Annotated in this window: 20 protein-coding genes; 6 read left to right on the plus strand and 14 right to left on the minus strand. The window is 71.1% G+C overall.

Annotated elements, in window-relative coordinates; all coding sequences use genetic code 11:
* Nucleotides 1-36: 36 nt before the first annotated feature.
* The 3 genes from glnII to ACFWBT_RS22500 form a co-directional block, all read right to left on the minus strand.
* Nucleotides 37-1,065 (minus strand): glutamine synthetase, encoded by a 1,029-nt coding sequence (gene glnII, locus ACFWBT_RS22490; protein ID WP_351539837.1) that lies wholly within the window; start codon nt 1,063-1,065, stop codon nt 37-39.
* 408 nt (nt 1,066-1,473) lie between these two features.
* Nucleotides 1,474-2,148: a hypothetical protein gene (locus ACFWBT_RS22495; RefSeq protein ID WP_385703056.1), complete on the minus strand. Its 675-nt coding sequence runs from the start codon at nt 2,146-2,148 to the stop codon at nt 1,474-1,476.
* Between the two features lie 148 nt (nt 2,149-2,296).
* On the minus strand, nt 2,297-2,656 hold the full coding sequence (locus tag ACFWBT_RS22500) for an arsenate reductase family protein (protein WP_266757947.1): 360 nt from the start codon (nt 2,654-2,656) through the stop codon (nt 2,297-2,299).
* Between the two features lie 164 nt (nt 2,657-2,820).
* On the opposite strand from ACFWBT_RS22500, the gene ACFWBT_RS22505 reads away from it, so the two are divergent.
* Entirely contained in the window at nt 2,821-3,129 is a 309-nt protein-coding gene (locus tag ACFWBT_RS22505; protein ID WP_385703058.1) for a hypothetical protein, read from the plus strand.
* A 337-nt stretch (nt 3,130-3,466) separates the two neighbouring features.
* Here the strand turns inward: ACFWBT_RS22505 and ACFWBT_RS22510 are convergent, their stop codons facing one another.
* Entirely contained in the window at nt 3,467-4,663 is a 1,197-nt protein-coding gene (locus tag ACFWBT_RS22510; RefSeq protein ID WP_385703061.1) for a winged helix DNA-binding domain-containing protein, read from the minus strand.
* A gap of 183 nt (nt 4,664-4,846) precedes the next feature.
* Between ACFWBT_RS22510 and ACFWBT_RS22515 the strand changes: the two genes are divergently transcribed.
* Nucleotides 4,847-5,377: a hypothetical protein gene (locus ACFWBT_RS22515; RefSeq protein WP_385703063.1), complete on the plus strand. Its 531-nt coding sequence runs from the start codon at nt 4,847-4,849 to the stop codon at nt 5,375-5,377.
* A gap of 3 nt (nt 5,378-5,380) precedes the next feature.
* Nucleotides 5,381-6,739 (plus strand): DUF2252 domain-containing protein, encoded by a 1,359-nt coding sequence (locus tag ACFWBT_RS22520; RefSeq protein WP_385703065.1) that lies wholly within the window; start codon nt 5,381-5,383, stop codon nt 6,737-6,739.
* A 141-nt stretch (nt 6,740-6,880) separates the two neighbouring features.
* Here the strand turns inward: ACFWBT_RS22520 and ACFWBT_RS22525 are convergent, their stop codons facing one another.
* Nucleotides 6,881-7,666 (minus strand): alpha/beta hydrolase, encoded by a 786-nt coding sequence (locus tag ACFWBT_RS22525; protein ID WP_385703067.1) that lies wholly within the window; start codon nt 7,664-7,666, stop codon nt 6,881-6,883.
* An 83-nt stretch (nt 7,667-7,749) separates the two neighbouring features.
* Nucleotides 7,750-8,391 (minus strand): DUF1269 domain-containing protein, encoded by a 642-nt coding sequence (locus ACFWBT_RS22530; protein WP_385703070.1) that lies wholly within the window; start codon nt 8,389-8,391, stop codon nt 7,750-7,752.
* A gap of 273 nt (nt 8,392-8,664) precedes the next feature.
* Here ACFWBT_RS22530 and ACFWBT_RS22535 point away from each other — a divergent pair, with 273 nt between their 5' ends.
* Complete coding sequence (locus ACFWBT_RS22535) at nt 8,665-9,000, plus strand: hypothetical protein (protein WP_385703071.1); 336 nt, start codon at nt 8,665-8,667, stop codon at nt 8,998-9,000.
* Between the two features lie 372 nt (nt 9,001-9,372).
* Here the strand turns inward: ACFWBT_RS22535 and ACFWBT_RS22540 are convergent, their stop codons facing one another.
* The 3 genes from ACFWBT_RS22540 to glnA all read right to left on the minus strand — a co-directional run bounded on the left by ACFWBT_RS22540 (nt 9,373) and on the right by glnA (nt 12,527).
* Nucleotides 9,373-9,960: a hypothetical protein gene (locus tag ACFWBT_RS22540; protein ID WP_385703074.1), complete on the minus strand. Its 588-nt coding sequence runs from the start codon at nt 9,958-9,960 to the stop codon at nt 9,373-9,375.
* Between the two features lie 4 nt (nt 9,961-9,964).
* Nucleotides 9,965-10,909: a zinc metalloprotease HtpX gene (gene htpX / locus ACFWBT_RS22545; protein WP_385703076.1), complete on the minus strand. Its 945-nt coding sequence runs from the start codon at nt 10,907-10,909 to the stop codon at nt 9,965-9,967.
* A 208-nt stretch (nt 10,910-11,117) separates the two neighbouring features.
* Nucleotides 11,118-12,527 carry a type I glutamate--ammonia ligase gene (glnA, locus tag ACFWBT_RS22550; protein ID WP_385703079.1) on the minus strand — a complete coding sequence of 470 codons (1,410 nt, stop codon included), beginning with the start codon at nt 12,525-12,527 and terminating at the stop codon, nt 11,118-11,120.
* 199 nt (nt 12,528-12,726) lie between these two features.
* Here glnA and ACFWBT_RS22555 point away from each other — a divergent pair, with 199 nt between their 5' ends.
* On the plus strand, nt 12,727-13,206 hold the full coding sequence (locus tag ACFWBT_RS22555; protein WP_385703082.1) for an RDD family protein: 480 nt from the start codon (nt 12,727-12,729) through the stop codon (nt 13,204-13,206).
* Between the two features lie 174 nt (nt 13,207-13,380).
* On the opposite strand, the gene ACFWBT_RS22560 is transcribed toward ACFWBT_RS22555, so the two are convergent.
* The 4 genes from ACFWBT_RS22560 to lipB form a co-directional block, all read right to left on the minus strand.
* On the minus strand, nt 13,381-14,079 hold the full coding sequence (locus ACFWBT_RS22560) for a DUF4191 domain-containing protein (RefSeq protein ID WP_266757925.1): 699 nt from the start codon (nt 14,077-14,079) through the stop codon (nt 13,381-13,383).
* A gap of 80 nt (nt 14,080-14,159) precedes the next feature.
* Nucleotides 14,160-14,357, minus strand: a complete 198-nt coding sequence (locus tag ACFWBT_RS22565; RefSeq protein WP_385703085.1) for a hypothetical protein — start codon at nt 14,355-14,357, stop codon at nt 14,160-14,162.
* A gap of 292 nt (nt 14,358-14,649) precedes the next feature.
* The gene (lipA, locus tag ACFWBT_RS22570; protein WP_385703087.1) at nt 14,650-15,615 is read right to left on the minus strand and encodes a lipoyl synthase; all 966 of its coding nucleotides are present in this window, start codon (nt 15,613-15,615) and stop codon (nt 14,650-14,652) included.
* A 131-nt stretch (nt 15,616-15,746) separates the two neighbouring features.
* Nucleotides 15,747-16,553 carry a lipoyl(octanoyl) transferase LipB gene (lipB, locus tag ACFWBT_RS22575; protein WP_385703090.1) on the minus strand — a complete coding sequence of 269 codons (807 nt, stop codon included), beginning with the start codon at nt 16,551-16,553 and terminating at the stop codon, nt 15,747-15,749.
* A gap of 330 nt (nt 16,554-16,883) precedes the next feature.
* On the opposite strand from lipB, the gene ACFWBT_RS22580 reads away from it, so the two are divergent.
* Entirely contained in the window at nt 16,884-18,359 is a 1,476-nt protein-coding gene (locus tag ACFWBT_RS22580; protein WP_385703093.1) for a regulator, read from the plus strand.
* Nucleotides 18,360-18,503: 144 nt separating this feature from the next.
* Here ACFWBT_RS22580 and ACFWBT_RS22585 read toward each other — a convergent pair whose 3' ends face one another.
* Nucleotides 18,504-19,865, minus strand: a complete 1,362-nt coding sequence (locus ACFWBT_RS22585) for an NAD(P)/FAD-dependent oxidoreductase (protein ID WP_385703117.1) — start codon at nt 19,863-19,865, stop codon at nt 18,504-18,506.
* Between the last annotated feature and the right edge of the window lie 153 nt (nt 19,866-20,018).

Below are 20,018 nucleotides of genomic sequence, written 5' to 3' on the forward strand. Positions count from 1 at the left end.
GGATTCGGCGGGCGCCCCCTTCGTAGGTGAGCGGGATCAGACCTGGCCGGCCTTCTCCAGGGCGGTGCAGCAGGTGTCGACGATGAGGCGCGTCACGACGTACGGGTCGACGTTCGCGTTCGGGCGGCGGTCCTCGATGTAACCCTTGCCGTCCTTCTCGACCTGCCACGGGATGCGGACCGAGGCACCGCGGTCGGAGACGCCGTAGCTGTACTCGTTCCACGGGGCGGTCTCGTGCAGACCCGTCAGACGGTCGTCGATGCCGGCGCCGTAGTTCTTGACGTGGTCCATCGGCTTGGAACCCTCGCCGAGCGACTCGCACGCGGTGATGATCGCGTCGTAGCCCTCGCGCATCGCCTTGGTGGAGAAGTTGGTGTGCGCGCCCGCGCCGTTCCAGTCGCCCTTCACCGGCTTCGGGTCCAGCGTCGCCGAGACGCCGAAGTCCTCGGCGGTGCGGTAGAGCAGCCAGCGGGCGACCCACAGCTGGTCCGAGACCTCCAGCGGCGACAGCGGGCCGACCTGGAACTCCCACTGACCGGGCATGACCTCGGCGTTGATGCCGGAGATGCCGAGACCCGCCTTGAGGCAGTTGTCCAGGTGCGCCTCGACGACGTCACGGCCGAAGATCTCGTCCGCGCCGACACCGCAGTAGTAGCCGCCCTGCGCGGCCGGGAAGCCGCCCTCGGGGAAGCCCAGCGGGCGCGAACCCTTGAAGAAGGTGTACTCCTGCTCGATGCCGAAGATCGACTCCTGGGCGGCGAACTTCTCCGCGACCTCGGCCAGCGCGGCACGCGTGTTGGACTCGTGCGGCGTCATGTCGATGTTGAGGACCTCGCACATGACGAGGATGTCGTCGCCACCGCGGATCGGGTCCGGGAAGCTGGCCACAGGCTTGAGTACGCGGTCCGAGGCGTGACCCTCGGCCTGGTTCGTCGAGGAGCCGTCGAAGCCCCAGATCGGCAGCTCAGCACCCTTGGCGTCGTCGGCCAGGATCTTCGTCTTGGAACGGAGCTTGGCCGTCGGCTCGGTGCCGTCGATCCAGATGTACTCAGCCTTGAAGCTCACGGGCCACATCCTTCGGGGTGGGTCTTGAGTCGCACTTGCGGGTGCTGCGGCGCTGCGGCACCGGTGCGCCGCTGGGGATGCCGGGCAGCCTGTCAACCAGCGATTTCCCGATCATTGCCCGAATGTGAACCCCGTGTTACCTGGGCTGTGTGTGCCCGGTCTCACACCAGCTGCTGCGCTGCCGCCGTTCGCGTGCGAGCGTTCGCGACCGCGATCGGCCGACCCGTCGCCCGCCCGGTCCCGCAGGTCCGGGGGAGGCGGCCGGGCGGACGGCTCGTATGCGATGCGCGTGGGAGCGGTACGGGGGATGTGGTCCCGTTCCGCCCCGGTTGCCTGCCCATGCGAAGGCCCTGCCGCTTCCGATCCGGGGGAATCGGCGACGGCAGGGCCTTCGACCCGTTCTGCCCGTTACCCGACCTTCTCGATGCGGGCCTTGCGGATCAGGAACTTGCCCGGTTCCCGGACCTGCTCGAAGGCCGCGTTGTTCAGCAGGACACAGCTGCCGGAGACCGAGGTGACCTCGACGGTCGTGGACTTGTTGTTGTCCAGGTTGGTGACCTTCAGCTTCGTCCCGGCCGGGAACTGGTTGCTGGACGCGGCCGGAGCGCCGCCCTCGCCGGAGAGCGTGACGGTCGAACCGTTGCAGACCTGCTGGCCGGTGGCGGCGCCACCGCCGGCGTTGTTCGCGGGGGCGGACTGCGCCGGAGCCGAGGGAACGGGCGCGGCCTGCGCCGGGGCGGACTGCGCCGGCTGCTGCGGGGCGGTCTGGGAGTCCTGAGCCGATTCCCCGACCGCGCAGTTGGACGCTTCCTGCTGAACCTTGATCTGCGCGATGACGGCCTCGCGGTTGGCGATCCGTGCCTCCGACTGCGCGTCGGGGGCGGCCCGCTGGCCCTCGATGAACTTCTGGTTGTTGCCGAGCGCGGTGGCCAGACCCGCGCAGACCGTCGAGGACTGCGCGTTCTGCACCGACGCCGCGTTCGAGGTGGCGGCCAGGGCGAAGGCCCCACCGCCGGCCACGGTCGCCGCGCTGACCAGCAGGGCGATCTTCTTCTTGGTGCTGAGAGTTCTCCTACGCGACATGCGCGCCTCCAGGGCGTGGGGGAGGGAGCGTTACGCCGCTATGTACGAGATACCGAACGCAGTTGCTCAACGGTTTCGGCAATCACTTAAGTAACCTGAGTCACACGGGAGTTGAGCGGCGCGAGCACCGGCCGTCCGGGCCGGCCCGCTACCGGGACAGGGCGTCGCGCACCGCCTCGTCCGTGCGGCCCACCACCGCGGTCCCGTCCTCCGCCGTGATGATCGGCCGCTGGATGAGCTTCGGGTGCTCGGACAGTGCCTTGATCCACCGGTCCCGTGAACCGGCGTCCCGCGCCCACTCCTTGAGCCCCAGCTCCTTGGCGTCGGCCTCCTGGGTCCGCGTGATGTCCCACGGTTCGAGGCCCAGGCGGTCGAGGACGCCGCGGATCTCGTCCTCGCTCGGCACGTCCTCCAGGTAGCGGCGGACGGTGTAGTCGGCGCCCTCCGCGTCGAGCAGGCTGATCGCGCTGCGGCACTTCGAACAGGCCGGATTGATCCAGATCTCCATGCCGCACACGTTACGGGAGACACCTTCGTGTTCTGGTGTCACGGCACTCTCAAAGCCCCTGTGGCCAGCGGCTTTTGTCAGTGCTCGGCGGTAGAATAGAAGCAGTGTTCGAGGGTGTCGCCGGGGGGTCCGGACGGCGCCCTGACCGCGACAGGAGGATGCCTGTGCCCGCTGCCGCACTGAAGCCGCTGCCCACTCAGTCCACATCCACGAGGGCGGTCCTGCTGGACCTGCCGTACGAGCCCATGGAGAAGCGCCCGCTGCCGCCGGGGCGCCCCCGCGACTGGTATGTCACGCACAACCGCCGGCTGAAGGCGATGCGACTCGCCATCGCCCTGCTCGACTCCGGTGTGTACGTGCCGAACCAGGCCCGCAACGAGAAGATCCGCAGCACCGCGGAACTCATCGGTGTCCACCCGCCGTCGGACACCACGTGCCACATGGTGCGTGCGCTGATGAGGTACGCCCGCTGAGGAGTCGAGCGCGCTGATCACCGGTGCCGGGTGGCTTCCGCCCCGAGGCGGGGTCACCCGGCCCCGGCACCGTTCGGAACCGGAACCCGTGCGTCGCTCGGGACCGGCGCCCCTCGTCACCCGGCCTCGGCACCGCCGGTCATCCGGCACCGGCACTGTCCGGGACCGGAACCTGTGCGGTGCTCGGGAAGGGCGCCCGTCGCCGCCCGGCCTCGGCGCCGCCGGTCACCCGGCCCCGGCACCCTTCGAACCGGTGCCCGTGCATCGCTCGGGAGCGGTGTCACCCGGCACCCGTACCGGTCGTCGCACGGCAACCCGCGGGGTCGTCGCTCGGGTCTCACTCGGCCGACAGCTCCCGCTCCAGGGGCGTCCGGAAGCGCGGGGTGACCCGGGTCCGTCCCACCCACGCCTGAAGGCGCCCGGCCTCCGCGGAGATCGCGGCCCGTGCCTCGCGGCCGACACCCTCGGTGTCCAGCAGCCGCCAGACCACCTCGCCGTCGGGCCGCTGCGCCCACCCCCCGACCACCCGGCCGTCCCACCACACCGTCGGCCCGACATTGCCGCTGCGGTCGAAGAGGGCGGGCCGCAGGGACGGGTCGAGATACCAGTCCCGCTCCTGCCGGCTCATGGGCGTCGGATCGAGGCCGGGCAGCAGGGCGGCCCAGGGCGTCTCCGGCCCGGCGACCGGGTTCTCGTCGCCGGCCGCCACGTACCCCGTGAGCCCGTCGTCGAGCGAGACGGCCACCGCCCCGATCGCGGCCAGTGTCCGCCGTACGTCGGTGACCTTCCAGCCCGTCCACCACTTCAGGTCGGCCTCCGTGGCGGGCCCGCACGCGGTCAGCCAGCGGCCCAGCAGCTCGGACCGAGCCTCGGCGGGCGGGAGGTGCGGATGCGGTGGCGCGACCGCCCAGCGGAACTGGCTCGACGTCCAGGAACCGAGCGGGCGCCCGCGCACCACCCGGCCCTCGACGCCCAGCACCCGCATCAGCCGGGACGACACCGTGTGCGGACTCTCGTAACTCTTCCCGGCCCCGTAGACGAACTGCTCCTTCAACCGTGGCTCGTCCCCGGTGAGTTCGTTCACCGTGGCCTGTCCGCGCCGGGCCAGCGCGGCGAGCGCGGACGCCTCGACCTCGGTCAGCCACTCCTCGGTCAGCCGTCCGTCGCTTCCGCCGACCATGTCCTTGACCAGCCCCGCCCGGGCCTTCGCGGCGATGTCGAGCCCGGTCGAGGCGTGCACCACGGCGGCCAGGCCGGTGGGGAACACGAACACGGTGTGCCGCATGCCGTGCATCCGTACGAGTGTCCGGTCCTCGTACAGCGCCCGGTCGACCTGCGCCACCGTCTCCCCGCCGTCCGTGAGACGCGCACCCACCGCCAGGTACACCGTCGCCGGGTCGGTGCCGTGCAGCGCCACCAAGGAGTCCGCGACCTCCTCGGGGGTCGCCGCCCGCGCGGAGCCCACGAGCCGCTGCCGCAGCCCGAGCCGTGCCCGTCGCTCCGCCACCCCGATGTGCCGCGGCTTCCCCGTCACGTCGTCTCCGTCCCGTCGCCTCGCACTCCGTGCTCCGCATCCTCTCGAAGGCCCGCCCTTCACCGGGCGGGACTCACCCGTTCGCCGTAGCCGGGCATGCGGCGGCCCTGCCCCCGGCCTTGACTGGGGCCACCGCGAGGAAGCGGGATCCGGAGGCGCACCAGGACCACGTGGGGAGAGACGATGCATCAGAGGAACGGCATACGAGGACCGGTCCGCCTGATCCTGGCCGTCGTCGTGGTGGCGGCCCTGGCCACCCAGCTGACCGCCTGTTCGGACGACAGCAGCCCCTCCGACACCGTCTCCAAGGCGGCGTCCGCCGCTTCCAAGGCCGCCTCCGCCGTCTCCGAGGCCGCGTCCGCCGCCACCGAGGCCGGGGACGCCCTCGCCTCCGCGACCGCCGAGGCCGGCAAGAAGTTCGACGAGTTCAAGGACGGCGTGGACGCCAAGGACGAGGTGAGGCTCGACGGCGACGCGAGCCCCGCCTCCGACGGGCGCCTGGCGGTGAAGGTGACCGCCGCCAACCCCACCTCCTCGGCGAAGTCCTACGTCGTCCAGGTCGACTTCCGCGACCAGAGCGGCAACCTCCTCGACACGACCGTCGTGACGGTCGACGACGTCGCGGGGGCTGCCTCCAAGGACGCCACCGCCCGCAGCAACCGTTCCCTCACCGGCGACGTCAAGACCGCTGTCGCCCGCGCCGTGAGGTTCTGACGGATGCTTCGGAACAGCGTCACGGCCACCTCGGCCGAACGGGCCGCCCGGGGCCGGGCGGCGCGCAAGCGCGTCACCCGTTCCGCGCACGGCACCTGGATCCCCGCCGCCGACCGCCCCGATCCGGTCGGCCTCCTGCAACAACAGGGCAGGGACCGGCTCCCGGAACTCCTGCCGATCCGCTACGCGCGGATGGCGGCGTCACCGCTCGCGTTCCTGCGCGGGGCCGCCGCCGTCATGGCCGCCGACCTCGCCGCCCAGCCGCACACCGGGCTCACCGTCCAACTGTGCGGCGACGCCCACCTGCTGAACTTCGGCCTGTACGCCTCCCCGGAACGCTCCCTCCTCTTCGACCTCAACGACTTCGACGAGACCTTCCCCGGCCCCTTCGAGTGGGACGTCAAACGGCTCGCGGCCAGCGTCGCGGTCGCGGCCCGTGAGAACGGGCACAAGGAGGAGCACGTCTTCGGCGCGGCACGGGCCGCCGCCGGGCAGTACCGCGAGGCGATGCGACGGCTGGCCCGGCAGGGCGAACTGACCGTCTGGTACGAGCACATCGACGCCGATCTGCTGCTGCCGCTGGTCCGCTCCGGCCGTCGGCGCCGACGCGTCGAGGCAACCCTCACCCGGGCCCGCCGCCGCACCAGCCTGCAGGCGCTCGGCAAACTCACCGAGATCGTCGACGGACGCCGCCGCATCGTCCACGACCCGCCCCTGCTGGAACCGGCCGGAAGCCTCGACACGGCCTCGCTCCGCAAGATCTTCAGCGACTACCGCTCCACGCTCCCCGAGGAACGTCGACTGCTCCTCGACCGCTACCGGTTCGTCGACGCCGCACGCAAGGTCGTCGGTGTGGGCAGCGTCGGCACCCGCTGCTTCGTCGTGCTGCTCGCCGGGCGGGACGCCGACGACCCGCTGTTCCTGCAGATCAAGCAGGCGGGTCGGTCCGTACTCGAAGAGCATCTGCCCATCGGCCCGTACGTCCATCCCGGGCGCCGTGTCGTCGCCGGGCAGCGGCTGATGCAGGCCGCCGGCGACATCTTCCTGGGCTGGACGACCGGCCCCGAGGGGCGGGCGTTCTACTGGCGCCAACTGCACGACATGAAGGGGTCCGCGGACATCGCCGGCATGAACCCGGGCGAACTGCGCACCTACGCCCGGCTGTGCGGCACGGCCCTGGCCCGCGCGCACGCCCGTTCCGGCGACCGCATCGCGATCGCCGCGTATCTCGGCGGCGCCGACACCTTCGACCGTGCCGTCGCGGACTTCGCGCTGCGCTACACGGACCGCAACGCCGCCGACCACGCGGCACTGGGCGCGGCGGTGATCGCGGGCGTGGTCCGGGCGGCCCCGGGCGTGTGACACCTGCCGGCCCCGGGCGGGTGCACCTTCCGGTGCCGGCTGTCGGGAGCGGATGCGGGACCCCGGGGCGGCGCCGGCCTCCGCGCCCCGCGGAGCCGTACGCGGCGCGCGGGGCGTACCGGCTCCGCGGGGCGCGGCCGTTCAGACCCGGGCAGCCCTCCGCACCGGGTCACCGAGGCCGGTGACGACGAGGTCCACGAGCCGCCGCCGGTCCTCCGCGTGGTCGCGGAACCAGAGGCCCAGCATGTGCTCCGCGTCGGGCAGTTCGAAGCGGGTGAAGCGGGCCTGTGCGGTGAGCGCGTCCGCGACGGCCTCCGTCACCGCGGGCAGGATGACCGTGTCCGTGCCGGGTACGGCGAGCACCGCCCGGCCCTCGTACGCCCGCAGGACGTCGAGCGCGGGAGCCCGCCGCCAGCTGTCGGGAGTACGGATGATCCGGCTGAAGCGGCTCTCCGCCGCCCCCGTGCCGTCGCGCCGGGCGGCCGGCTCCTCGTCCTCGAACGGAACCGGCCAGGCCTCGGCGGCGTACACCGCGGGTGCGCACAGTACGAGCGCCACCACGCGGTCCCCATAGTGCCGCGCGAGATCGGCCACCGTGTGGCCGCTCATGCTGAACCCGACGAGGATCAGCGGGGCGCCCGCGGGAACCGTCGCGTCGATGACCGACACGGCTTGCTCGAAACGCCGCCGAAGGCTCAACTCGCCCAGCTTGCCGGTGCTTTCACCGTGCCCGGAGAAGTCGAAGGCGAGCCCCGCGCAGCCGCGGGCCGCGAAGTCGTCGAGCAGCGGGAGCAGTCGCTCCTTGCTGCCGTTGCCCGCGCCGTGCAGAAGGACGGCGGTGGCCGCCCCGTCACCTCCGTCGTCCCTGCTGCCGCTGACGCAGCTCAGTCGTTCACCGTCGTGGTCGTGTGTGAAAGGAGAGAGCATCTCCCCATTCACTCATGATTCACTCATGCCGATCACCCGGTAATTCGCCTTCCGGGGAACGGGCTTGACGCGAAATGGTCGGCTCAGGAGGCGACCGGAGCGCCGCCGTCGTCCGGCTTGGCGGTGCTGATCGTCGGCGAAGCGGCCGTGGCACCCGCTTCCGTCGCGGCCGTGGCACCCGCTTCCGTCGCGGCCGTGGTGCCGGCCTCCGGCGCCGGGGTGGCGGCGCCCGCCTTCGCCTGCGCCGCCGCGACCGCGTCGCGCAGGGCGTCCTCCTGTTCCTGGCTCAGCGACGTCTGCACCAACTGGCCGCCGAACTCAGCGATTTGAGGGATCACCTTGTCCCCGGCCGCCTGCTTGACCAGCACGAACAGCGCGGCGGCGCCCGGCCGCAGATTCTGGCTCAGATCCTTCATGAAGGTGTCGTTGATCCCGGTGTCCGTGACCGCGCCACCGGCGGCGCCGGCCGCGGCGCCCACCGCCGCGCCGAGCAGCGGCGCCAGGAAGAGCAGCCCGATGACGCCGCCCCACAGCGCGCCACCGGCCGCGCCGACGGCCGTGTGGCTGACCGCCTGATGCAGCTTGATCCTGCCGTCCTCGCTCCGCTCGACGACGACCGCGTCCTCCAGCTCGACGAGATGCTGCTTCGACAGCTCGAACAGCTTGCCGCGCACCTGGTTGGCGGTGGCGACATCGTTGTACGCGACGACGAACAGATTGCTCATGAGGGGCACCCCTTATGTCGATTCCGTTCGACTTTATAGCGATATCGGATGAGGTGCAGTCGGGAGGAATCCAGATGCGTACGGGTGACCACGCTCCCTGTGCTGAAGGCGTGTTCCGGAGCAGCAGAGCACCGCTTTCCGCCGGACAGGCATCAGTTCGCGGTCGCGGGGCTACTCTCTACGCACCGACGGACGGCCGCCACCCCCAGCGCCCCGTCGGCACATCCAGAAGCCGTCAAGGCCCTTTCACTCACGCATACAAGGAGTCCCGTCATGGGCACCTTGATTTTCTCCGCGACCGCGATCCTGGTCGTCATGGGTTTCTCCAACCACACCCTCTGGCTCGCGGCGATCGTCCTGCTCTTCCTGTACGTCCGCTACGGCCGTACCGGGGGAGGCACGTTCACCGCCGGACCCGCGGGCCCCGCTGGATCCGCGGGGCCCGCTGGATCCGCGGGGCCCGCCCCGCAAGGCTCCGGTGCGTCCGCGGGCCGCACGGACTCCAGCTACCGGGCGTACCGCGACCGGCGTGACCGCCAGGCCAGGTGGGAACGCCGCTACCGGCGCGAACGCCCGCTGGAGGCGCGCCGCCAGGAACGCCAGAACTAGCCCCGCCGCGCCGGGGCGTCACAGCCCCGGCGCTCGGCGAGCGGCGCGAAGGGATGGCAGGTGGGCACACCGGCGCCGATGACTCGGCGTTCAGTCTGTCGAGCATCTTTTCGGCCTGGGGCGCGTCAGGGCCGTTCCGTAGCGGGTCGAATTCCGGGGCGCGTTCCTTGAGTCAATGCCCTAGTTCGGATCGATCCATCGGGTGTTGCTCTGTCGCCGAGACGTGTGCGTCTCGCGCTACACCGACCTCAATCCGTTGAGCCCTTGAGTGACCTTCTCGGTGCTGTATGCGCGGGCGTCCACGAGTTGCCGCCCAAGGCTGGTGGATTCGTCGGTCAGGTAGCTGATTCGCAGGGACTTTCGGGTGACTGTTCAGTCGATCAGTCCTGGCGCGTCCCAGATCGGGAACCAGCGCGTCTTGTCCTTCTCGATGCGTAGGTCGTTCTCCAGTTGGGCGGCTACCTGGAATTCCAGTGCGTTGTCGCGTTCATGCCGACCAGGGAGTGTACACAGAGGATAGAACGTTCCTCGTTTATAGAGATACACGAGGCCGAGCCGCTGCCGACCGCTGTCCTTGAAACCCACCACGGAACAGAGCAGCTGGGGTCCGAAGCCGGAGTCCTCCAGGGCGCTGTTGACCGCGTGCAGATCGCTCACCAGCGCTGGCAGGTCCTCGGGCGTGCGGCGGGAGACGAGCCACGAGTACCCGTACTCGTCCCGGCCGACCTCCACCGGGGGACCCGTCCGCCCGGTGTCCGCGTCGAGCAGGGCCTGTGCCTCCCGGTGCGCCTCGGCGAAGGCCGCGCCCTCGACGGACGCGAAGCACACCGCGCCCGTGCCGGTCGGGGTGAACCCGGCCGCCGCCTGGAGGGTCACGGCCGCCGACGGCAGTCCGAAGAGCTGGTCGAGATCCGGTGCGGCCGGTTTGCTGCGGCCGAGCAGGATGTCCAGGAACCCCATACGGTCAGCCGGCCTCTCCGGGGGACGGGGCGATGGCTCCCGGCGCCGCGGGCTCGCCCAGCTCGGCGGAGATACGGGCCAGTTGTTCGAGCCGCTGCTCCAGGCTCGGGTGGGTGGAGAAGAGGTTGGCGAGGCCGGGCTGGGCGCCGAGCGCGGGCGTGAAGTAGAAGGCGTTGAACGCCTGCGCGGTCCGCAGGTCCTTCGTCGGGATCCGGCCGATGTCCCCGGTCACCTTGGTCAGCGCCGACGCCAGTGCCGAGGGGCGGCCGGTGAGCAGGGCCGCGGCGCGGTCGGCGGCCAGCTCGCGGTACCGGGAGAGTGCCCTGATCAGCAGGAAGCTGATGGCGTACACCGCCGCGGACACCGCCATCACCACGGTGAAGAGTGCCATGGTGTTCTGGTCCTTCTGGCCCCGGCCGCCGAAGAGCTGCGAATAGAACGCGAACCGCACGATCAGTCCGGCGAGGACCCCGAGGAACGACGCCACGGTGATCACGGCGACGTCCTTGTGCGCCACGTGCGACAGCTCGTGGGCGAGGACGCCTTCGAGTTCGTCGGGCTCCAGGCGGCGCAGCAGCCCAGTGGTCACGCAGAGGACGGCGTGATCGGCGTTGCGCCCCGTGGCGAACGCGTTCGGCATGTCGAGGTCCGACACGGCGACCAGCGGCTTGGGCATGTCGGCCACGGCGCACAGCCGGTCGACCACGCCGTGCAGCTGGGGATACTCCTCCCGCTCCACGATCCGCCCGTGCATGGCGTACAGCGCGATCCGGTCCGAGAACCAGTACTGCGCGACGAGCAGCCCGCCCGCGATCACCACGACCAGTACCCACGACTTCAGCAACACGATCAACGCGGCGACGAAGGCCACGTACAGCAATCCGAGCAGGAACAGCGTGACCGTCATCCGCACGGTCAGCCGCCGATCGCTCCGGAACCGGCTCTGCATCTGGCATCACCCCGCAGTCAGGCACTCGTCCCGCTCTCCATTGTGCGCCCGGGGTCCCCCATGAACAGGTGCCGATAGGCCCCGCTATGGGCAAAGAACTCCCCCGGGGACGGGGCGGTCGGAAAGGGACGCTCTCGGGGGGAAACGCACCGGCCGTGCCCCTCCCGGAGGAAGGGCACGGCCGGTATGTGCGGCTGGAGCGACGGGCTTACACGTCGAAGTAGAGCTCGAACTCGTGCGGGTGCGGACGCAGCTGCAGCGGGGCGATCTCGTTCGTGCGCTTGTAGTCGATCCACGTCTCGATCAGGTCGGACGTGAAGACGTCGCCCGCGAGCAGGAACTCGTGGTCGGCCTCGAGGCGGTCGAGGACGGCCGGGAGCGAGGTCGGCACCTGGGCGACGCCCGCGTGCTCCTCGGGAGCCAGCTCGTACAGGTCCTTGTCGATCGGCTCGGCCGGCTCGATCTTGTTCTTGACGCCGTCCAGGCCGGCCATCAGCAGGGCCGAGAACGCCAGGTACGGGTTGCCGGAGGAGTCGGGCGCGCGGAACTCGACGCGCTTGGCCTTCGGGTTCGAGCCCGTGATCGGGATACGCATGGCCGCGGAGCGGTTGCGCTGCGAGTACACCAGGTTGACCGGGGCCTCGAAGCCGGGGACCAGGCGGTGGTAGGAGTTCACCGTCGGGTTGGTGAAGGCGAGCAGCGACGGGGCGTGCTTGAGGATGCCGCCGATGTAGTAGCGGGCCATGTCCGACAGGCCCGCGTAGCCGGCCTCGTCGTAGAACAGCGGGGAGCCGTTGCTCCACAGCGACTGGTGGACGTGCATGCCCGAGCCGTTGTCGCCGAAGATCGGCTTCGGCATGAAGGTCGCGGTCTTGCCGTTGCGCCAGGCGACGTTCTTCACGATGTACTTGAAGAGCTGGAGGTCGTCGGCCGCGGCGAGCAGCGTGTTGAACTTGTAGTTGATCTCGGCCTGGCCGGCGGTGCCCACCTCGTGGTGCTGGCGCTCGACCTGGAGGCCGGAGTTGGCCAGCTCCAGGGAGATCTCCGCACGCAGGTCGGCGAAGTGGTCGACCGGCGGGGTCGGGAAGTAGCCGCCCTTGTAGCGGACCTTGTAACCACGGTTGTCCTCGACCGCACCGGTGTTCCAGGCGCCGGCCTCGGAGTCGATGTGGTAGAACGCCTCGTTCTCGGAGGTCTTGAAGCGCACGCTGTCGAAGACGTAGAACTCGGCCTCGGGACCGAAGTACGCGGTGTCCGCGATACCGGTCGACGCGAGGTAGGCCTCGGCCTTCTTGGCCACGTTGCGCGGGTCACGGGAGTACTGCTCGCCCGTGATCGGGTCGTGGATGAAGAAGTTGATGTTGACCGTCTTGTCGCGGCGGAAGGGGTCGACGCGCGCGGTGGACAGGTCGGCGCGGAGCGCCATGTCGGACTCGTGGATGGCCTGGAAGCCGCGGATGGAGGAGCCGTCGAACGCGAGCTCCTCGGTCGGGTCGAAGGCCTCGGCCGGGATCGTGAAGTGCTGCATCACACCCGGCAGGTCGCAGAAGCGGACATCGACGAACTTGACGTCCTCGTCCGCGATGTACTTCTTGGCCTCGTCGGCGTTCTGGAACATCCAGCTCCTCCTACTCCCGCCCACAGTGGACCGGGGTGGTAGTTCGTTCGTGCGGCCAGTGCGGTGGCACACGCTGGAGCCGACCATAGGGACGGGGGATTTCTCAAGCGTGACCCATTTGTTTCACCCAAGTTAACCGACCCGGGTCGGCCCGGCCCCTCCTGTCCGTATGGCAAAACGGGCACAGTACCGTGGACGGGTGGACAACAGGCAAGCAATCGGATCGTGGCTCTCCGGCCCCCGCGCGGCGGCGGAGGAAGCCGGTGTCGACTTCGGGTACCGGGGCGAACAGCTCGGTCTCCCGGAGCACGGACCGGGGTCGATCGCCCGCCCCGGCCGCCGGCTGGGCGCCCTCGCCGTCGACTGGGGCCTGTGCCTCTTGATCGCATACGGGTTGCTCACCGACGGCTACGACCAGGCGACGGGCAACTGGGCCCTGCTCGTCTTCTTCGTCCTCGGCCTGCTCACGGTCGGTACCGTGGGCTTCACCCCGGGCAAGCGCCTGTTCGGCCTGCGCGTCGTCCCCGAGGGCGGCGGCCGCCTGAACCCGCTGCGCACCCTGCTGCGCACCCTGCTGCGCACGGCGCTCCTGTGCGTGGCCGTCCCGGCGCTGATCTGGGACCGCGACGGCCGCGGTCTGCACGACCGGCTGGCCCGCACGATCGAGGTCCGCGCCTGACACGTCCGAAGCGCCCCGCGCCCCGCGACCCGGGGCGCACCGAACTGCGCCGACGACGGTCCGTTACGCCCGACCGATCCGTTACGACGACCGATCCGCTACGACGATGGGGCGCCCGGAGAATCTCCGGGCGCCCCATCGTCATGGAACCGCGTAGAACGTGTAGGAGGAGGGTCAGCCCTTCGGGCCGCCGCGCGGCATCCGCATGCCCTTGGGCATCGGACCCTTCGGCAGCGGCATGTTGCTCATCAGGTCGCCCATCGCGCGCAGCCGGTCGTTGGTCGCGGTGACCTGAGGGCCGGCGAGCACGCGCGGCAGCTTCAGCATCGTCGTGCGGAGCTTCTTCAGCTCCACCTGGCCCTCGCCGGTGCCCACGAGAATGTCGTGCACCGGGACGTCCGCCACGATCCGCGCCATCTTCTTCTTCTCGGCGGCCAGCAGGCTCTTCACCCGGTTCGGGTTGCCCTCGGCGACCAGCACGATGCCGGCCTTGCCGACCGCGCGGTGCACCACGTCCTGGCTGCGGTTCATCGCCACCGCCGGGGTCGTGGTCCAGCCTCGGCCGATGTTGTCGAGCACCGCCGCGGCTGCGCCGGGCTGTCCTTCCATCTGCCCGAAGGCGGCCCGCTCGGCCCTGCGTCCGAAGACGATCGCCGTCGCGAGGAAGGCGAGCAGAAGCCCGAGAATGCCCAGATAGATCGGGTGACCGATCAAGAAGCCGATCGCGAGGAAGACACCGAGGGTGAGAATTCCGACAGCCGCGAGTACAAGACCGATCTTGGAATCGGCCTTGCGGGTCATCTTGTACGTCAGGGCGATCTGCTTGAGTCGCCCGGGGTTCGCAGCGTCTGCTGCGGTTTCCTTCCTCGCCATGCCCACGAGTCTACGTGGCCCGTGAAGTGCGGACGACGGCAGTCCCGGGCGAGCGGGCCCCCGTACCGGGGGAGCGGCGATCAGGAGCGCGTCGAGACGGATTCCAGCACGCGCTGAGCCTCGACCCGGTCCTTGGCGCGGCGACGGTCCTCCAGGACCGAGGTCCAGGCGTTGCGGCGAGCGGTGCGCTGCCCGCTGCTCATGAGCAGCGACTCGACGGCACGGAGTGCATCGGTGAACGTGGGAATCGCGGTGGCGCGTACGGGCGCGGCCTGCATGATGGAGGTCCCCCCTCGGGATCGGCGGCTCGGACGGGGCGGTGCGTGACGTGGAACCAGGGTCACTGATTGGTGTTACCAGTACGTGACTGAGCGGTCAAACGCCAATGAAGCCTTGATACCGCGGGTCGTTTTCCTGGCGCGCTCCTGACGGCGCGTTCAGCTGCGGGGATGTCGCGGGGGGTGTGAACGGCCTGGTGTGAAGGGCGAGTTGCTTGTGCCCGGATTCACAGGAAAGCGGTGGCACTGAGTGCCACCGCTTTCCTTTCGCAACGTGCGCCGTCCGGAGTACTCAGACCGCCTGGGAGGCGACGTACGCGCCACGCTTCTCGACGGCCATCTGGTACAGGCGGCCGGCCCGGTACGAGGAGCGGACCAGCGGGCCCGACATGACACCGGAGAAGCCGATCTCCTCGGCCTCCTCCTTCAGTTCCACGAACTCGTGCGGCTTGACCCAGCGCTCCACGGGGTGGTGGCGCACGGAGGGGCGCAGGTACTGCGTGATCGTGATGAGCTCGCAGCCCGCGTCGTGCAGCTGCTGGAGCGCCTCGCTGACCTCTTCGCGGGTCTCGCCCATGCCGAGGATCAGGTTCGATTTCGTGACCAGACCGTAGTCACGGGCCTCGGTGATGACCTTGAGGGAGCGCTCGTAGCGGAAGCCCGGACGGATGCGCTTGAAGATCCGCGGGACCGTCTCGACGTTGTGCGCGAACACCTCGGGGCGCGAGGAGAAGACCTCGGCGAGCTGCTCGGGCTCGGCGTTGAAGTCCGGGGCGAGCAGTTCGACCTTGGTGCGGCCGGACTCGCGGCCCGCCGTCTGGGCGTGGATCTGGCGGACCGTCTCGGCGTACAGCCAGGCGCCGCCGTCCTCCAGGTCGTCACGGGCGACGCCGGTGATGGTGGCGTAGTTCAGGTCCATCGTGACGACGGACTCACCGACGCGGCGGGGCTCGTCGCGGTCCAGCGCCTCGGGCTTGCCGGTGTCGATCTGGCAGAAGTCGCAGCGCCGAGTGCACTGGTCACCGCCGATGAGGAAGGTGGCCTCGCGGTCTTCCCAGCACTCGTAGATGTTGGGACAGCCCGCCTCCTGGCAGACCGTGTGCAGGCCCTCGCCCTTCACGAGTGCCTGCATCTTCGTGTACTCGGGGCCCATTTTCGCCCGGGTCTTGATCCACTCGGGCTTGCGCTCGATGGGGGTCTGGCTGTTCCGGACCTCCAGGCGCAGCATCTTGCGTCCGTCGGGTGCGACTGCGGACACATCGGCTCCCTGTAACTTCGATTCTTCGGCGTACACCAGAGTACGCCCGTACGGTTCTCGGCCCCCGAGGTGGGCAACCTTCGGGAGCAGGGGTGCATTCCCGTGGGGTTCCCGCCGTGGGGGCGCGGGCTCTAGGCCGGCGCGCGTTCCACGATCCGCGGCTTCAGGTCCGCGTGCTCGAGGACGTCCTTGAGGTGCTTCTCGGCCACCGGGAGGACCTCGGCGATGGTCACGTCGCGGCCCAGCTCGCCCGCGATCGAGGCCACGCCCGCGTCGCGGATGCCGCAGGGGATGATCCGGTCGAACCAGGCGTTGTCCGGGTTCACGTTCAGGGCGAAGCCGTGCATGGTGACGCCCTTGGCCACGCGGATGCCGATCGCGGCGATCTTGCGGTCCTCGCGGCGCTGGCCCGCGTTGGACGGGGCGTACTCCGGGCCGTTGAGCCGCGGGTCGAACTCCTCGTCCTGGAGTCGCGGGTCGAAGTCGAGGGACAGGCCCCCGAGCGCGGACCGCTGTTCGGCGGGGTCCTTGGTGTCACCGAGGATCCAGACGCCGCTGCGGCCCTCGACGCGGCTCGTCTCCAGGCCGAAGTCCGCACACGTACGGATAAGCGCGTCTTCCAGACGGCGTACATGTGCTACGACGTCCACCGGGCGCGGGAGCTTCTGGATGGGGTAGCCGACCAGCTGGCCCGGACCGTGCCAGGTGATCTTGCCGCCGCGGTCCACGTCGATGACCGGCGTGCCGTCCAGGGGCCGCTCGTTGTCCGCGGTGCGCCGGCCCGCGGTGTACACCGGCGGGTGCTCCAGGAGCAGACAGGTGTCGGGGACCTCGTCCACGAACCGGGCGGCGTGGACGCGGCGCTGCTCGTCCCACGCCTCCTGGTACTCGACGGCCTCGGCACCGAATCCCATGCGGACGAACCGCAACTCACTCACGGCAAGCGCCTCCCTCGAAGCTTCCTCGGGCACGTGGTGGTCCCCGTGCGGGGCGCGCGGAAGAACCTTTCGTCAGGTACGTAACGCGCCCACGCCACTGTACGTCCGTCCGATACGCGTCAGCTCGACGGCTAATCCTCACACGATCGGATGAATGAATGTCGAAGCGTGCGATGGCGTGCTCACTCTCCGCTACATTCGCGCCGTTCACGTGGCCATAAGGGCTGCTCACAGGCAATCCGGGCACCAGGCGGTCTCGGGGAGGCGAAAGCACGTTCCACGCCGCCCCGAGACCCCTGGGAGACCCGAAGGCAGGAGACCGCACCGCAGATGACGGAACGACCCGCGCAGCGCACGCCCAATCGACAGCTCGCCGCGCTCATCGCAGAAGCGGGGTTCTCCAACGCAGGTCTCGCCCGTCGCGTGGACCAGCTCGGGCTCGAACACGGACTGGACCTGAGATACGACAAGACATCCGTCACCCGGTGGCTGCGGGGCCAGCAGCCCCGCGGGACCACTCCGGCGCTCATCGCCGAGGTCTTCACCCGCCGCCTCGGCCGGCGCCTGAGCGCGCAGGACCTCGGGCTAGACGCCTGCGCGCCCGTGTACGCGGGGCTGGAGTTCGCCGCGACCCCCGAGGAGGCCGTGGACATCGTCAGCGGCCTGTGGCGCAAGGACTCCGGCAGCCACGCCGAGCTCCGCAAGATCGCTTTCACCCCGGCCGGGCTCGTGGTGCCCAGCCGGGACTGGCTGATCGGCCGGGCCGACGACCGGGTCGCCCGCGGCGACCAGCCCTCCCGTGTGCCGGCGCAGGGCCGCCCGGCGTCGCCCAAGGTCACGGCGCCGCCCGAACCGGGCGGCCCCGCGTCCCGGCAGCGCGGCCGGACCGAGCGGGGCCCCGGCCAGCGGGTCACCGGCGGGGACATCGCCGCGCTCCGCTCGGTCGGCGAGCTCTTCCGCGCCCTCGACCACGCCTACGGCGGCGGCCACGCCCGCCAGGCGCTGGTCCGCTACCTGGAGCACGAGGCCGAGCCGATGCTGCGCGGCGCGTACGGCGAGCAGACCGGCCGGCACCTGTTCGCGGCCGCCGCCGACCTCACCCGGCTGGCCGGCTGGACGTCGTACGACATCGGCGCGCACGGACTCGCGCAGCGGTACTTCGTCCAGGCGCTGCGGCTGGCGCAGGCCGCGGGCGACCGGGTGTACGGCTCCTACGTGCTCATCACGATGAGCCGGCAGGCCGTCTACCTCGGACACGGGCGCGAGGCCGTGCAGCTCGCGCGGGTCGCCCAGCAGGGCCTCGGCTCGGGGGGCCCGCACGTGGTGCAGGCGCTGCTGCACGCCGTCGAGGCGCGCGGCCACGGGGTGCTCGGCGAGGTGCGGGCCTGCACGGCCTCCCTGGTCCGGGCCGAGCGCGCGCTGGAGGCGTCCGTGTCCGGCGACGAGGTCCCGCACTGGGCCCGGTTCTTCGACGAGGCGCAGCTCGCCGACGAGTTCGGGCACTGCCACCGGGACCTTCAGCAGTTCCGGGCCGCCGCGCAGCACGCCGAACGCTCGCTGCAGCTGCGGGCGCCCGGCTACGCCCGCAGCCGGTTGTTCTGCCGGGTGGTGCTCGCCTCGGCGCGGCTCGGGCTCGGAGAGCTCGACCAGGCCTGTCTGCTGGGCGCGGAGGCCGCGGGGCAGGCGGCCGAGATGCGGTCGGCGCGGGCCGTCGAGTACGTACGGGACTTCGAGAAACGGCTCGAACCGTACCGGGACGCCGCACCCGTCCGCGGCTACCGGGACAAGGTGGCCGCGCTGAGCTGAGCGGGAGTCCGGGGGCGTCCCCGGCCTCCGGCCTGGGGTGCCGGAGGCCGGGAAGCTCGATGGGTTCGACGGGGAAGCGGGGCCGTCCGCCGGGCGGCCCCGGGCCGACGCCCGGCCACCGGGGTCAGCGGCCCGGGCCCCGGGTCAGGCGGCCGCGGATTCCAGGTGCTCCGCCGAGGGGGCCGGGCGGACGTCCAGGTCCGTCAGGAGGGCGTGGGCGGCCCGCCGGGCCGAGTGCAGCGCGCCCTGCACCGTGCTGGTGTCCCGGTGGTCGCCGCACACGTACAGGCCCGCGAGCAGCCGTACCGGGCGGCGTGGGTCGTGCGGTGGCGGCATCGCCGGTACGGCCTCGGGTTCGTGATGCACCGCCAGCAGTTCCCAGCGGGTCGTCGACGTCCCGTAGAGGCGGGCCAGTTGGGCGCGGACCATCGCGTCCAGGTGGGCGGCGGCGGGCGGTGTGCCGAGCACGGTCGAGGAGATCAGGGCGCGGCCCGCGGGTGCCCGGGTGGGGTCGACCTGGCTGACGACCGCCGTGTGCGCCACCGGACCGCTGCGGTCGGCGTCCAGGAGCAGCGCCGGGTCGGCGAGCGGGGGTTCGTCCGTGGTGTGGTGCAGGACGGTCACCGGATGGAAGGCGGGGACGTGCAGCCCGGGCAGGAACTGGGCGGCGGCCCGCGCCCCGGTCGCCAACAGGATGGCCCGGCAGCGGAGTTCGCCGTGGTCCTTCGTCGTCACGCTGGTCGTGGAGACGCCGGTGACCTCGACGCCCGTGTGCACGGTGCCCGGTGGAAGGGCGGCCGCGAGCAGTTCGGGGAGCGCGTCCGCGCCGCCCTCGGGCAGACACAGCCGGCCCGTCGCGAACGAGTGCAGCGCGAGGTCGGCGCACCGGCTCGACGTCCGCAGCGCCGGGTCGCAGAGCAGGGCCGCGAGGAGGGGGCGCAGAAAGGTGTCGACCGTACGGGCCGGGAGGCCCCGAGAGGTCAGCGTCCGCTCCGTGGTGAGGTCCGGGCGGGCGAGCAGGCGCTCCGGCGGAGTGGCGGCGAGACGCGCGAGGGCCGTGGCCAGACGGGACTGGTCCACGGGGCCGCCGAGCGGTCCGGGGCGGGTGGTTCCGCGCGCGGGGCGGGCCAGCGGAAGCCGGGGGGCGCTCGCGAGGGCGCGCGCTGTGGTGAGTACGCCCCTCGCGCTCCGGAGAGTGCCGGGCGCGCCCCCGTGGTGGTGCCGGCCGTCGCTGTGCAGCAGCACGCCCGGGGAGAACGGGCGCAGGGCCAGGACGTCCAGGCCCGGGGTATGGCGCAGTTCCGGGTACGAGGTGGACAGGAGCCGGCCGAGCCGGTCCAGCCGGAAGCCGTCGACTTTCTCCGTGGACATACGGCCGCCCACATGAGGGGCGGCCTCCAGGACGGCGGTCCTCAGCCCCGCCCCGGTCAGATGCCGTGCGGCCGCGAGACCGGCGACACCGGCTCCCACGACGACGACGTCCACGTCTTCCGCGATCTCCGCCATGTGCGCGGCTTGGCGTGCGGGCTCTAGCACGTGCCCCTCCTCGAGGTTGCGCGGGCCGGTGGGGACGTCATGCCCCCAACACGCTTCAGGAATACCCGAGTTCGGATCGAGGGTGCGAGGTGCGGGCGTACGGGGGAAGCCGCGCGGATGCCG

Source organism: Streptomyces sp. NPDC060027 (assembly GCF_042737005.1).
Taxonomy (GTDB): Bacteria; Actinomycetota; Actinomycetes; order Streptomycetales; family Streptomycetaceae; genus Streptomyces.

Coding starts and splice junctions, on each gene's coding strand:
- ACFWBT_RS22580 (WP_385703093.1), top strand. CDS start 16,884: ATGACGGAACGACCCGCGCAGCGCACGCCCAATCGACAGCTCGCCGCG.
- ACFWBT_RS22500 (WP_266757947.1), bottom strand. CDS start 2,656: ATGGAGATCTGGATCAATCCGGCCTGTTCGAAGTGCCGCAGCGCGATC.
- ACFWBT_RS22535 (WP_385703071.1), top strand. CDS start 8,665: ATGGGCACCTTGATTTTCTCCGCGACCGCGATCCTGGTCGTCATGGGT.
- ACFWBT_RS22530 (WP_385703070.1), bottom strand. CDS start 8,391: ATGAGCAATCTGTTCGTCGTCGCGTACAACGATGTCGCCACCGCCAAC.
- ACFWBT_RS22515 (WP_385703063.1), top strand. CDS start 4,847: ATGCATCAGAGGAACGGCATACGAGGACCGGTCCGCCTGATCCTGGCC.
- ACFWBT_RS22525 (WP_385703067.1), bottom strand. CDS start 7,666: ATGCTCTCTCCTTTCACACACGACCACGACGGTGAACGACTGAGCTGC.
- ACFWBT_RS22565 (WP_385703085.1), bottom strand. CDS start 14,357: ATGCAGGCCGCGCCCGTACGCGCCACCGCGATTCCCACGTTCACCGAT.
- ACFWBT_RS22540 (WP_385703074.1), bottom strand. CDS start 9,960: ATGGGGTTCCTGGACATCCTGCTCGGCCGCAGCAAACCGGCCGCACCG.
- ACFWBT_RS22560 (WP_266757925.1), bottom strand. CDS start 14,079: ATGGCGAGGAAGGAAACCGCAGCAGACGCTGCGAACCCCGGGCGACTC.
- ACFWBT_RS22495 (WP_385703056.1), bottom strand. CDS start 2,148: ATGTCGCGTAGGAGAACTCTCAGCACCAAGAAGAAGATCGCCCTGCTG.
- glnA (WP_385703079.1), bottom strand. CDS start 12,527: ATGTTCCAGAACGCCGACGAGGCCAAGAAGTACATCGCGGACGAGGAC.
- ACFWBT_RS22520 (WP_385703065.1), top strand. CDS start 5,381: ATGCTTCGGAACAGCGTCACGGCCACCTCGGCCGAACGGGCCGCCCGG.
- htpX (WP_385703076.1), bottom strand. CDS start 10,909: ATGCAGAGCCGGTTCCGGAGCGATCGGCGGCTGACCGTGCGGATGACG.
- ACFWBT_RS22585 (WP_385703117.1), bottom strand. CDS start 19,865: ATGGCGGAGATCGCGGAAGACGTGGACGTCGTCGTCGTGGGAGCCGGT.